Below are 13,253 nucleotides of genomic sequence, written 5' to 3' on the forward strand. Positions count from 1 at the left end.
GCAAGGGCGCGTCAGGTACGCGACAAGAGTGATGAGAGTCAGGCACAGGGCCGGTCTGCGACCTGCAATGGCCGCTTGAAGGCGCAATATTGCCTCAAACAGGCAGCCAATGGCGCTTGCGCCAGCGTATCATTGGTGGCCTGTTTCGTGTCGCTGACAAGGAAGCCAGCATGCCATCCGTTCCGCTATTGCAGCGCCTCAAGGCGCGCGCCTCTCGTCTCTCGCCAGCCCATAGGCTCACGGCTGTCATGTCGCTCAGGGCTGTCACGTCGCTCAAGGCTGCCACCTCGCTCAAGGCTGACGCGCCGCTCAGGCCGCTGCTGACCTCGCTGGCGCTGGGGGTGGTGGGCGGTTGGCTGTTCCAGCTCACCGGCATGCCGCTGGCGTGGATGCTGGGGCCGCTGGTCGCCAATCTGCTGGGCGCGATGGCCGGGCTGAGGCTGGGCGTACCGGACCGCCTGCGCAACCTGTTTCTGGGGGTGCTGGGGCTGACGCTGGGCGCGCGCGTCTCGCCCGAGCTGGTCTCGCACCTCTCCAGCTGGTGGTTGTCGGCGTTGCTGCTGCTGGCGGGGGTGTGGGCCTCGACGCTGGCCTGCGCCGCCTGGTATCGCCGCTGTGGTTTTGACGCCACCAGTGCGTGGTTCTCCTCGGTGCCCGGCGCGCTGACGGCGATGGTGGTGATCGGCGAGCGCATCGGTGGCGACCCGCAGCGCATCGCGGTGGCGCAATCGTTGCGGGTGCTGCTGGTGATCATGATTCTGCCGCCGCTCTATTGGGTGCTGGAAGGTGCGGCGGGCACGCCCGGCATCGGCAGCGATGTGGCGGTAAGCGGCCTGTGGCTGATCGCGGTGCTGCCGTTTCTGCTGCCCCTGGCCAGGCGACTGCGCATTCCCAATGCCTCGCTGCTGGCGCCACTGTTGCTGGCGCTGGTGCTGTCGCTTGGCGACGTGGTGCGTTTCTCGCCACCGGTATGGGGCACCGATGTCATGCAGCTGGTGCTGGGCTGCGCCATCGGGGCGCGCTTCAAGGGCCTTACGCCGCGGGTGCTGGTCGGGGTGATGGGCCAGTCGGGCGTGGCGACCCTGATCTCGCTGTCGGTGCTGGGCTGCTTTGCCGAGCTGATCCATCAGCTGATGGGCGTGCCGCGTGATGTGGCCTTTCTCGCCCTGGCGCCCGGCGGTATCGGCGAGATGGCGCTATTGGCGGTGGCGCTCGATCTCGACCCGATCTTCGTCGCCTTCCATCACCTTCTGCGCCTGATCGTCCTGATGCTGTTGCTGCCGGTGATGGCGCGTCATTTCCGCCATCGCCGAGCGCGTGAGGCGACGCAATAGCCCGTGGCGTGATCTCCCCTTGTGAGGGCGGCGATGCGCTGTTATAGTGTGCGCCTTGATCACGCCAAGTGCTTGAAGTTCAAGCGATTGGCTCGGTAGTTCACCGAATGATCATATTTGTGGTGGCCCTGTCGGTCCTCCCGCAATGCTAGGCTGCAAACCCCGCCAGGCCCGGAAGGGAGCAACGGTAGTGGCTGACGCGTGTGCCGGGATGTGGCTGATGGGGCCGCCTCCATTTCAGGGCCTTGAAAGTGGCTGCTCGTGAAATGTCCGAATCATCCCGCCTGCTGTGCAAGGCTCTATCTCAAGTCCTCGCAAGCCCCCCCTGCAAGCCCTTCGCTTTACGTTGCCTGAAGCCTTTCGCCACACCCTCGCTGTCTGAATCTGTCATCTCCTGCCTGTCCCGAGCCCCGCTTGGCGTTTCGTCGTGCCCGCAATTCGGGACGAGCACCACGCCTGTCATCCGGCCTCGTGCCCTCAATCCTGCTACGCAAGTGGCATCGTGCTTTGAAGCCACACGGCAAGTCGCTAGAATGAGCGCATTCTCAGCGAGGCCTCGTCATCGGTCTCCGTCTGTCGACCGTCGGGGGTAAAGCCCAGCCGGGTCGTGCAGGTTTCAGCTCATGTTTCAGATCGCCCAAGGAATGCCCCGCTCAATGAGCTATCAGGTATTGGCGCGCAAGTGGCGCCCGCGCAATTTTCACGAACTGATCGGTCAGGAGCATGTCAGCCGTGCGCTGGTCAATGCCCTCGATCAGGGGCGCCTGCACCATGCCTATCTGTTCACCGGGACCCGCGGTGTCGGCAAGACGACGCTGGCGCGCATCCTGGCCAAGTGCCTGAACTGTGAAGAGGGCGTCAGCTCCAGGCCGTGTGGCGTTTGTGGCACCTGTCGCGAGATCGATGAGGGCCGCTTCGTCGACCTGATCGAAGTCGACGCCGCCTCGCGGACCAAGGTCGAGGATACGCGTGAGCTGCTGGACAACGTCCAGTACGCGCCGACCCAGGGCCGCTACAAGGTGTACCTCATCGATGAGGTGCACATGCTGTCGACCCACAGTTTCAATGCGCTGCTCAAGACGCTGGAAGAGCCGCCGCCCCACGTGAAGTTCCTGCTCGCGACCACTGATCCGCAGAAGCTGCCGGTCACCATCCTGTCGCGCTGCCTGCAGTTCACGCTCAAGAACATGCCGCCGGTGCGCGTGGTCGAGCACCTGTCCGACATTCTCGCCCGCGAGGAAGTCAGCTTCGAGGAAGACGCGCTGTGGCTGCTCGGCAAGGCTGCCGATGGCTCGATGCGTGACGCCATGAGTCTGACCGATCAGGCGATCGCCTTCGGCCATGGTCAGGTGCGGCGCGAAGATGTCGCCGCCATGCTCGGCACGCTGGATCACCGCCATGTGCTGGCGCTGCTGGAGTGTCTGGCCTCGCTGGACGCCGCGAGTCTGCTGGCGGAGGTGGCGACACTGGCCGAGCAGGGGCCGGACTACGGCGGGGTGCTGGATGACATGGCCTCCGTCTTCCACCGTCTGGCGATCGCCCAGATGGTGCCGAGCGCACTGGACAACGGGCATGGCGACCGTGATGCGCTGCTGGCGCTGGCCAGCCGTTTCACCGGTGAAGACGTGCAGCTCTATTACCAGATCGCCCTGCAGGGGCGTGGCGACATGGCCAACGCCCCGGATGCGCGCACCGCGCTGGAAATGACGCTGCTGCGCATGCTGGCCTTCCGCCCGCAGGGCGTGCCGCGCCCGGCGCAGACGCCGCTGCCGATGACCGGCCAGGCGGAGGGTGCGAACGCGCCTGGCGCTCAAGCTCCGGCGCCTGTCCAGCAAGCGCCTGTTCAACAGGCTCCTGTTCAGCAAGCTCCGGCTCAGCAGGCTCCTGTTCAAGAAGCTCCGGTTCAGCAGGCACCTGTCCAGCAGGCTCAGCCTCAGCAAGCACCGGCAGCCCCGATGGCACCCGCGCCTCAGCCTGCCGCACCAGTGGCCGCGCCAGCGACCGAAGCACATCCGCCGATGGCCGACGAGCCGCCCCCGTGGGCGACGGAGGACGCTTCGCAGGACGCCCGGGATGCCGGCTTTCGCGACGTAGCGCAAGACGTGCCCCAGCCAGCGGCCGCGCCAGTGTCGGCGCCAGCGCCAGAACAGACGGCAGCTCCCGCACAGGCGCCCGCTGCGCCCAGTTCGGCGATGTCACGCCTGAGTGCCGCCTTCGGTTCCGCGCCGGCGCAGCCAGAGGCTGCTGAGTCATCGGCTCCGCAGCCCGCTGAAATGGCAGCGCCGCAGCCCGCTGAAGCCGTACCAGCAGCGCTAGAGCCCGCTGAAGCTGAAACGTCAGCACCAGCACAGCCCGAGCCCGCTGCACCGCCGGCGCCTGAGCCGGCCGTGTCTGAGCCGGTCGCAAACGAGCCGGTCGCCAGCGAGCCAGCCGTGGCAGCGCAACCGCTGCCGGAGCCTGCTCCCGCACCGGAGCCGGCACCCGCGGCTGCTCCCACGCCGGCGCCGAGCGCCCCGAGTACCGATGGTCGCTTGAATCACGCCGCGTGGCTGGAGCTGTTCCCCTCACTGGGGCTGGGCGGCATCACGCGCAATATCGGCGCGCATTGCCTGGTCGAGCACGATGACGGCACCCACCTCAAGTTGAGGCTGGACCCCGCCCAGTCGGCGATGATGGCCGAAGTCCATCAGGAGCGCATTCGCAAGGCGCTGGCGGGCCAGGGCGTGGAGCGTGTGCTGGAGATCAGCGTCGCGCCGCTGCCGGAAGGTCTGGAAACGCCGCACAGTCGTCGCATTCGTCTGCTGGGCGAACGTCATGTGCGCGCGGTTGAAGCCTTGCGTGCTGACCCGCATATCCAGTCCATGGAGCAACAGCTGGGCGCACGTCTGATCGAGGAAAGCGTCAACTCCTTCGAGCCGGACGATTTCTGACGCTCTGGGCAGTTTCGACCGAGTGTCGGCGGTGCCGGGCATCGCTGACGCTTTCCCGGATTCGCGGTGCGTGTGCCGACAAGGCATGCACACCACAGGCCGGAGGTGCCACGACATGGCACGTCCGGCAGACAGCATTTATCGTTAGGTCATGTTCAACACGTTATTGATGAGGTGAGCCATGTTCGGTGGAAAAGGCGGTATGGGTAACATCATGAAGCAGGCGCAGGAAATGCAGGAGCGCATGCAGAAGGTCCAGGAAGAAGCCGCCAAGGCGGAAGTCCAGGGCGAATCCGGCGCGGGCATGGTCAAGGTCACCATGAACGGTCGTCATGACGTCGCGCGCGTCGAGATCGACCCGAGCCTGATGGAAGAAGACAAGGAGCTGCTGGAAGATCTGCTGGCGGCCGCCGTCAATGACGCGGTGCGCAAAGTCGAAGTCAATTCCAAGAAGCAGATGGAAGAGGCGACTGCTGGCATGAACCTTCCGGCCGGCTTCAAGATGCCGTTCTGATGGGATTTTCGCCGCTGGTAGATCAGTTGCTGGATGCCTTGCGCGTGCTGCCGGGCGTTGGCCCGCGAACGGCACAGCGCATGGCGCTGCATCTGCTGGAGCGTGATCGCATGGGCGCCGACCGTCTGGTCGGCGTGCTGGGCGAGGCGCTGGAGCGCGTCGGTTATTGCGCGCGCTGTCGCACGCTGACCGAGGAAGAGGTCTGTCAGCTGTGCCTGAGTCCGCGGCGTGATGAGCGCGTGCTGTGCGTGGTGGAATCGCCCGCCGACCAGCTCGCCATCGAGGGCGCGGGTGGCTATGTGGGGCGCTATTTCGTGCTGCACGGCCATCTGTCGCCGCTGGATGGTATCGGGCCCGAGGATATCGGGCTGGATGCGCTGGAAACCCGCGTCCGCGAGAGCCAGATCGAGGAGCTGGTGCTGGCCACCAACCCGACGGTCGAGGGCGAGGCCACCGCACATTACATCGCCGAGCAGCTTCGCGATGTGCAGCACGGTGGGCAGCCGCTCAAGCTGACGCGTCTGGCCTATGGCGTGCCGATGGGCGGGGAGCTTGAATACGTCGATGGCGGCACGCTCAGTCGTGCTTTCAGCGGCCGTCTGCCGTTCACCCTCGGCGAGATCTGATGCGATACCGGTGCCGACGCTGTTCGGCACCGGCATCAAGGCAACTTCGGTAGCAAAGCAGCTTCGGTATCAAAGCAACTACAGCAGCACGTCTGCGGGCGTGGTGGTCAGGAACCACCACGCCCGCGGTCGTTTACCGCCCGGTGTCTGGCGAGTGCCCGTCACCTTCAATTCCCGCTTGCCCGGGCAAGCCTGTCACCACGAGATTTCCTTGCTGATGAGTGATCAACCCGCCACCGCACTGCTGTCAGAACTCGATTTCGAGGCCGTCTGGGTCGAGACCCCCGAGGCGCTGGCCGCTGCCTGTGCAGAACTGGAAGGCGCCGATTGGCTGGCGTTGGACACCGAATTCATCCGCGAGTCGACCTTCTTCCCGATTCCGGCACTGGTGCAGCTGATGGCCGCCCGTGACGGCGAGCTGCCCGGTGCGGACGGCAAGACGCCGCGCATCTTCCTGATCGACCCCACCGTGGTGCCGGCCAGCGAGGCGCTCAAGCGTCTGCTGGGGGCAGAGGGTCCGCTCAAGCTGCTGCACGCCTGTGGCGAGGACATGGAAGTCTTCCTGCGCTGGGCGGGCGTGGCGCCGACGCCGCTGATCGATACCCAGATCGCCGAAGGCCTGACCGGCGGCGAAGCCTCAATGGGCTATCAGCGTCTGGTCGAGCGCGTGGTGGGCGTCACCGTGCCCAAGGAAGAGACGCGTTCCAACTGGCTCAAGCGCCCCTTGAGTCAGGCGCAGTGCGATTACGCCGCGCTGGACGTGCTGTTCCTGCCGCAGGTGTGGTCCGAGCAGCGTGATGCATTGCTCGAGTTGGACCGCATGGCGTGGCTTGAAGAGGATTGCCGGGACCCGGGCAGCAGCGGCGGTGCCACGCCGGACCCGGAGTACTGGAAGCGTCATCGCAGCCTGTGGAAGCTCTCGCCGCGTGGCCTGGCCGCCTGGCAGGTGCTGTGTGACTGGCGCGAGGAGCAGATTCGTCTGCGCGACGTGCCGCGTTCACGCCTGCTGGCCGATGCGCAGCTGTTCGGGATCTGCGAGCGACTGCCGACCAATCGCTTCGAGCTGGCCAAGGTCGATGGCATGCATCCGCCGCAGATCAAGCGCCACGGGGACACCGTGCTGACGCTGCTCAAGGACGTGGCGATGCTCGATGACAGTCAGCTGCCGCGCGTGCCGCCGTCGCCGTTGGCGCCGGAGTGGAAGAACTGCATGAAGCGCCTCAAGCGTGAGGTCAATGCGGTGGCGGAGGCACAGCAGCTCAAGCCTGAGATTCTCGGCAAGCGCCGTGACATGGAAGCGCTGGTGATCGCCGATTACGAGGGCGAGCCGCTGCCCTTGGCGCAGGGCTGGCGTGGTGAGCTGCTGGCCGCGCGCCTGGCCAAGGCGCTCGAGAGCTGACGCTCGCCGCTTTCGTGGGCCAGACTGCAAGGGGCATGCGCGAGGCTCGCGCAGCCTGGCCTGCCAGCAACACAGGTCAGAAACAGGCCAGAAACCGGTAGTGAGCTCTCGGGTCATGCCCGTGACGCGAGAGCCCGCTGATGCGCGCAAGCGCTGCAAGATGATGGGTAGCCCGATGACAGACGACAAGATGATCTGCGAGATCTACAAGAGCGCCAAGAAGGACGAGATGTATCTCTACGTCGAGAAGGCGCGTGGACTCAAGGATGTGCCGGAATCCCTGCTGGGCATCTTCGGCACGCCGACCCCTTTGATGACACTGCTGATTCGTGCCGACAAGCCGCTGGCGCGCGTTGCCAGCACCACGGTGCTCGAGAAGATTCGCGAGCAGGGCTTCTATCTGCAGATGCCGCCGGCCAAGGAAAATCTCCTCAAGGAGATTGGCGTGACGCCGCCGGAAACGCATTACTGACGCCCTGTCCGGCAGACAAGACCGTACTGATGAAACGACCCTGCTGCCCGGCAGGGCGAGGAGAGCAAGATGAGCGATGTTCCGCAGCCTGACGGCGGAAAGCGTGAGCGTTTCTGGGAGCGCCACGCACTCTCGGAGCTGAATACCGCCGAGTGGGAGGCGCTGTGCGATGGCTGTGGCCAATGCTGCCTGCTCAAGTTCGAGGATGAAGACAGTGGCGATATCGCGGTACTCGATGTCGCCTGTCGTCTGCTGGATGTGCGCAAGGTCAGCTGCCGCGATTATCCCAATCGCGCCACGCGCGTGCCGGGCTGCATCCCGCTGGATGTCGAGACGGTGGGCAAGCTGCGCTGGCTGCCGGAAACCTGCGGCTATCGTCGCCTGAATGAAGGCCGTGAGCTGCCCGAATGGCACCCGCTGTTGACCGGGGATGCCAAGAGCGTCAAGCGCGCCGGGGTCTCGGTGTCACGCTTCGCCGTCTCCGAGGTATCGGTGCGCCAGCAGGACCTGGAAGACCACATCATCGCGATCATCGATCCCGAGAGCTGAGACGCGCCGCGGGCGCGTGTCAGATTTCAGGTGGATGTCTTTAGAAAGCGCAGCTCTATGAGCTGCGCTTTCTTGTTTCTGACATTCTGTATCTGGCATTCCGTGCCTGACATTTCGAGTCAGGCATTTCGAGTCAGGCATTCAGTGGCCTTGTATTTGACGCCTCTGACCCTCAGTCACGGCTTGATCTGCTAGATACGATAATTTGCATAAGCTGATTTTGATGAGCTGATTTGCATGGCCGAGGCGGGTGCACGCACTCGGCCGCGCAATGTCTGGTTGTAAATAAATGAACGTTCATTTATTTTGTGAGGATTCGCTCAAGACCAGATCAGACTAGAACTGACCAAAACAGACCAGAACAGACCAGAACAGACCAGAGGCAGACGGGCCATGCGCCATCGTGATGAACACAAGCAGCAGGCGTTGCTGGAAGCCACGCTGCATGAGGTGGCCGAGCATGGTTTTGCCGTGACCTCCGTGGCGCGCATCGCGCGTGCCGCCGGCATGTCGCCCGGCACGCTCTATCTCTACTACCGCGGCAAGGATGACCTGCTGGAGGCGACCTTTCGCGAGGTCAGCCGGCGCATCATCGCGGTCGCCATCGAGGCCTTCCAGGCCGAGCCGGCAGAGGCATTCGAGGCCGAGCCGTCAACGCTGTCGCCGGCCGCCCAGCAGCTGAAGTCGGCACTGTGTCGGGTGTGGAATGCCCTGGTGGCGCTGGGGCGCCGTCAGCCTGCGTTGTTCCTCTTTCACGATCAGTTTCTGCACTCTTCCCATATGCAGGACGCCCTGAGGGTGGCCAATCAGGAGCGCGCCGCGCCCTTGCTGGACGCCTTCGCGCTGGGCCAGCAGTCCGGCATCCTCAAGCAGATCGATCTCGCCCTCATCGAGGTGTTCATGTTCCGGTCGATCTACAGCCTGCTGCAGGGCTCCAGTTGCCAGTTGCCGGCCATCAGTCATGCCAGCTTCGACCAGGCCTTCGAGATGGCCTGGGACGCGATCGCGCTTCGCCAGTGAGGGCAGCCAGCCCCGAAGCGCGCACGCCGGACAGATGACAGATTTTCGCTTGTGCCATTTTATTCCAACGACTCAAGGGCCCGCTGATGAAACTTCGACCTGGTGCCAAGCCACACCTGCGTACTCCTTTCGCCTGGCGGGGAGGCCGCGTCCTTCAGCTGTTCGCCGGACTCGTGCTGGCCCTCGGGCTTGCGGCCTGCAGCGAGGAAGAGGCGCCGCTGGAGAAGCAGAAGGTGCATCCGGTCAAGTTGCTGTCGCTGTCGGATGAAGGCGGCGGTGTCATCCAGCGCTACCCCGGTGTGGTCGAGGCCTCGGAGCGCTCCAACCTGTCGTTCCGTATCGGCGGTGAGCTGCGTGAACTCAAGGTCCAGGCCGGTCAGGAGGTCGAGAAGGGCGAGCTGATCGCGCGCCTGGATGATCGCGATGCCAGAAGCGAGCTCAACAATGCCCGCTCCAGCTTCAATCTGGCGCAGGCGACCTACAAGCGCATGAAGTACTCGGTGGAGAAGGGCGCCATCAGTCGGGCGCGCTTCGATGAGGCGCAGGCCGAATTCCAGTCAGCGCAGGCCCAGTATTCCCAGGCGCAGGACCAACTTAGCTACACCTATCTCAAGGCACCCTATAACGGGGTGATCGCGCGCGTGCCGGTGGACAACTATCAGGTGGTCGCCGCTCAGGAAACCATCGCCGTGCTGCAGCAGCCGGGTCAGATCGACGTGATCTTCAACATGCCGGAGCGTCAGGTGCGCGCCATCGATCGTGAGCGTGCCGAGGCCGGGCGCCTTGAGGATGCCGCCCTGGCCTGGGTGCGCTTCGGCAGTGGCGAGTCGCGCTATCCGGCCCGTTACAAGGAGCACGACACCAGCGCCAGCGAGGGCTCGCTGAGCTATGAAGTCACCCTGACGCTGCCGGAGCCGCAGGACATCACCGTGCTGTCAGGCATGAGCGCCACCGTGGAGCTGGACATGCAGCAGCTGACGGCGGCGACCCAGGGCCAGTGGCGCGTGCCGATCGAGGCGGTGGTCACTCAGGAGGAAAGCCCGAACCAGGCCGTGGTGTGGCGCTATGTGCCCAAGGGCGGTGACGCTCAGGTGAGCGAAACGATCAACGAGGACGCCGGCAAGAGCGAGGGCAAGCAGCAGGAAGCTGGCGCCCAGGGCACCGTCGAGGCCGTGCCGGTCACGGTACTGCAGGCCACCGGCGAAGGGCTGGTGATCACGGGAGAACTGAGTGCCGGTGACCGTCTGGTCACCGCGGGCGCCAGTCGCATGGAAGCCGGGGAGCCTGTGCGTCCCTGGGTCAAGGAAGCGGGGCTCTGATCCATGGTCGATTATTTCCTGAGACACAAGGTCATCAGCTGGATGGTCGTGTTGCTGCTGTCGGTGGGTGGCGTGACCTCCTTCTTCGGCCTCGGCCAGCTGGAATTTCCCGAGTTCACCATCCGCAACGCGGTGGTGATTACCCAGTATCCGGGCGCGACGCCCAAGCAGGTGGAAGAGGAAGTCACGCTGCCGCTGGAGAAGGCGATCCAGCAGATTCCCAATCTCAAGCGCGTCAGCTCGGTCAACAGCTCCGGGCTTTCCCAGATCACGCTGGAGCTCGAGAGCAGCGTGCGCGAAGGCGAGATGCAGCAGTACTGGGATCTGCTGCGCCGCAAGATCAATGACGCCCAGTCGAGCCTGCCGCCCGGCAGTGGCTCCTCGATCGTCAATGACGACTTCGGCGATGTGTTCGGGCTGCTCTACAACCTGAGCGGCAAGGGCTATTCGGCGCATGATCTCGAGGACCAGGCCGACTTCCTGCAGCGCGAGCTGACGCTGGTGGAGGGGGTAAAGAAGGTCTCCATCGTCGGCGCGCGCAGCGAGCAGGTCATCGTCGCGCTGGATCGTGATCGCATGCAGGCGCTGAACATCTCGCCGGATCAGCTCGCCAACCTGCTCAATGCCCAGAACGTGGTCGGCGACGCCGGACGGATCCGTCAGAACGGCCTGTCGCTGGAACTGCAGCCAAGTGGCGAGTTCCAGAGCGTGCAGGACCTGGAGCGTCTGGTGGTCGGTCGTCCCGGCAATGGTGGCCTGATTCGTCTCGGCGATATCGCCTCGGTCAGCCGCGAGTACACCGAATCGCCGTCGCGCCTCTATCACACCGATGGTGAGACGGCGCTGTCGCTGGGCATCTCGTTCGCCTCTGGCGTCAATGTGGTCGAGGTCGGTGCGCTGGTCGACAAGCGTCTTGGCGAGCTTGAGTCGCGCATGCCGCTGGGCATGGAGCTGACCACGGTCTATCACCAGCCCCAGGTGGTGGATGAGGCGGTGTCCGGCTTCTTGATCAACCTGGCCGAGGCCGTCGGCATCGTGATTCTGGTGCTGCTGGTATTCATGGGCGTCAAGAGCGGCGTGCTGATGGGGCTGGTGCTGTTGATCACCATTCTCGGCACCTTCGTGATGATGTCGATTCATGGCATCGAGCTGCAGAAGATCTCGCTGGGGGCCTTGATCATCGCGCTGGGCATGCTGGTGGATAACGCCATCGTGGTCACCGAGGGCATGTTGATCGGTCTCAAGCGCGGCAAGACCAAGCGCCAGGCCGCTTTCGAGGTCGTCAACCAGAACCGCATGCCGCTGCTGGGGGCCACGGTGATCGCGATCACCGCCTTCGCGCCCATCGGTCTGTCGCCGGATGCCACCGGCGAGTTCGTCGGGTCATTGTTCTGGGTGCTGTGCTACTCGTTGCTGTTGAGCTGGATCACCGCCCTGACGCTGACACCGTTCTTCTTCGACATGTTCTTCCGCGAAGCGCGGGAGACGGCAGGCAGCGACACGGACGAGAATCAGGAGGAAGACCCCTATCGTGGCGTCATCTTCCGTGGCTTCCGCAGCCTGCTGAGCTGGGCGATTCGCCTGCGCTGGCTGACCCTGGGGGGCGCGGTGGCGTTGCTGGTGGCGGCCGTGATGAGCTTCGGTCAGGTCAAGAATGCCTTCTTCCCGGATGCCTCGACCCCGCTGTTCTTCGTCGATGTCTGGATGCCGGAAGGCACCGATGTGCTGGCGACGGAAGCGCGCATCGCGGACCTTGAGCAGCAGGTGCTCAAGATGGACAAGGTCAATCATGTCACCAGCGTCACCGGCGGGGGCGCCCAGCGCTTCACGCTGACCTACTCGCCGGAAGACAGCTATGCCAGCTTCGGGCAGCTGATCGTCGAGACTCAGGACCGGGCCAGTCGCGAAGCGCGCATGGAGGAGGTGATACGCCTGGTGCGCGCCGAGTATCCTGAAGTCGAGTACAAGGTGCAGGCGTTGCAGGTCGGCCCCTCGGCCAAGGCGAGTCTCGAGGCGCGCCTCTACGGCGAAGACCCCGCAGTGCTGCGTCAGCTGGCAGGCAAGGTGCGTAGCGTCTTCGAGGAGGAGCCGCTGGCCGACAGCATCCGTCTGTCATGGCGCAATCGCGTCAATCGCATCGAGCCCGAATTCCTGGATGATCAGGCGCGGCGTGTCGGCGTGACGCGTGACTCGTTGCATCAGGCGCTGCTGATCAACAGCGACGGCGAGAGCGTCGGTGTCTATCGCGAAGGCTCCGAGCTGATCCCGATCCTGCTGCGCGGTGAAGAGCGTCAGCGCTTCGACCTCGATACCCTGGCGAGCCTCAACGTCTGGAGCGATGAGCAGGAGACCTACGTGCCGGCGGGCTCGGTGATGGGGCCGCTCGAGACCGAGCTGCGCGACCCGCTGATCAAGCGTCGCGATCGTCAGCGCATGCTGGCGGTCTACGCCGAGCCCATGCCGCTGTCCGGCGAAACGGCCGCCAGCGTGCTGGGGCGTATCCGTCCCAAGATCGAGGCCATCGAGCTGCCCGAGGGCTATCACCTGGAGTGGGGTGGCGAGTACGAAACCTCATCCGAAGCTCAGGAGGCGCTGTTCTCCTCGCTGCCGATGGGGCTGCTGGGCATGTTCGTGATCACGGTGCTGCTGTTCTCCAACCTGCGTCAGGCGCTGGCCATCTGGTCCATCGTGCCGCTGACGCTGATCGGTATCGTCAGTGGTCTGATCGTGTTCGGCGCGCCGTTCACCTTCATGGCGCTGCTCGGCACCTTGAGCCTGATCGGCATGGTGCTCAAGAACGCCATCGTGCTGGTGGAGGAGATCAACGTGCAGCTCGATGAGCAGGAGGATCGCTTCCAGGCGGTGGTGCAGGCGGCCGTCAGTCGTGTACGGCCGGTGTCGATGGCGGCCATCACCACCATGCTGGGCATGATTCCGCTGTTCCCGGATGCCTTCTTCTCGAGCATGGCGGTGGTGATCGTGTTCGGGCTGGGCGTGGCGACCCTGCTGACGCTGGTGGTGCTGCCGGTGGCGTACTGCGCCTTCTTCCGCATCCCGACCGGCAACAAGTCCATGAAGACATCCTGATGT

Annotated in this window: 10 protein-coding genes and 1 other RNA gene; all 11 read left to right on the top strand. The window is 64.6% G+C overall.

Features of this window, described 5'->3' with window-relative positions; translation table 11 throughout:
- Positions 1 to 170: 170 nt before the first annotated feature.
- The 11 genes from QD208_RS01905 (at position 171) to QD208_RS01955 (ending at position 13,250) form a co-directional block, all read left to right on the top strand.
- Positions 171 to 1,334, top strand: a complete 1,164-nt coding sequence (locus QD208_RS01905; RefSeq protein ID WP_225347190.1) for an AbrB family transcriptional regulator — start codon at positions 171 to 173, stop codon at positions 1,332 to 1,334.
- A gap of 129 nt (positions 1,335 to 1,463) precedes the next feature.
- Positions 1,464 to 1,560: signal recognition particle sRNA small type (ffs, locus tag QD208_RS01910), an RNA gene on the top strand.
- Positions 1,561 to 1,990: 430 nt separating this feature from the next.
- Complete coding sequence (gene dnaX / locus QD208_RS01915) at positions 1,991 to 4,264, top strand: DNA polymerase III subunit gamma/tau (protein WP_225347189.1); 2,274 nt, start codon at positions 1,991 to 1,993, stop codon at positions 4,262 to 4,264.
- Between the two features lie 181 nt (positions 4,265 to 4,445).
- Positions 4,446 to 4,778: a YbaB/EbfC family nucleoid-associated protein gene (locus QD208_RS01920; RefSeq protein ID WP_043333871.1), complete on the top strand. Its 333-nt coding sequence runs from the start codon at positions 4,446 to 4,448 to the stop codon at positions 4,776 to 4,778.
- The gene (gene recR / locus QD208_RS01925) at positions 4,778 to 5,404 is read left to right on the top strand and encodes a recombination mediator RecR (protein WP_043333870.1); all 627 of its coding nucleotides are present in this window, start codon (positions 4,778 to 4,780) and stop codon (positions 5,402 to 5,404) included. Before QD208_RS01920 ends, recR begins: the two co-directional genes overlap by 1 nt.
- A gap of 217 nt (positions 5,405 to 5,621) precedes the next feature.
- Positions 5,622 to 6,803 (top strand): ribonuclease D, encoded by a 1,182-nt coding sequence (gene rnd / locus QD208_RS01930; protein ID WP_225347188.1) that lies wholly within the window; start codon positions 5,622 to 5,624, stop codon positions 6,801 to 6,803.
- A gap of 115 nt (positions 6,804 to 6,918) precedes the next feature.
- The gene (locus QD208_RS01935) at positions 6,919 to 7,275 is read left to right on the top strand and encodes a YcgL domain-containing protein (RefSeq protein WP_225347187.1); all 357 of its coding nucleotides are present in this window, start codon (positions 6,919 to 6,921) and stop codon (positions 7,273 to 7,275) included.
- A gap of 69 nt (positions 7,276 to 7,344) precedes the next feature.
- The gene (locus QD208_RS01940; protein WP_054555633.1) at positions 7,345 to 7,824 is read left to right on the top strand and encodes a YcgN family cysteine cluster protein; all 480 of its coding nucleotides are present in this window, start codon (positions 7,345 to 7,347) and stop codon (positions 7,822 to 7,824) included.
- Between the two features lie 393 nt (positions 7,825 to 8,217).
- Positions 8,218 to 8,844: a TetR/AcrR family transcriptional regulator gene (locus tag QD208_RS01945; RefSeq protein ID WP_225347186.1), complete on the top strand. Its 627-nt coding sequence runs from the start codon at positions 8,218 to 8,220 to the stop codon at positions 8,842 to 8,844.
- 86 nt (positions 8,845 to 8,930) lie between these two features.
- The gene (locus QD208_RS01950; protein ID WP_225347185.1) at positions 8,931 to 10,163 is read left to right on the top strand and encodes an efflux RND transporter periplasmic adaptor subunit; all 1,233 of its coding nucleotides are present in this window, start codon (positions 8,931 to 8,933) and stop codon (positions 10,161 to 10,163) included.
- 3 nt (positions 10,164 to 10,166) lie between these two features.
- Positions 10,167 to 13,250 (top strand): efflux RND transporter permease subunit, encoded by a 3,084-nt coding sequence (locus QD208_RS01955; RefSeq protein ID WP_215823365.1) that lies wholly within the window; start codon positions 10,167 to 10,169, stop codon positions 13,248 to 13,250.
- Positions 13,251 to 13,253: the final 3 nt, after the last annotated feature.

This window comes from Cobetia sp. 29-18-1, assembly GCF_029846405.1.
GTDB classification, from domain to species: domain Bacteria; phylum Pseudomonadota; class Gammaproteobacteria; order Pseudomonadales; family Halomonadaceae; genus Cobetia; species Cobetia amphilecti.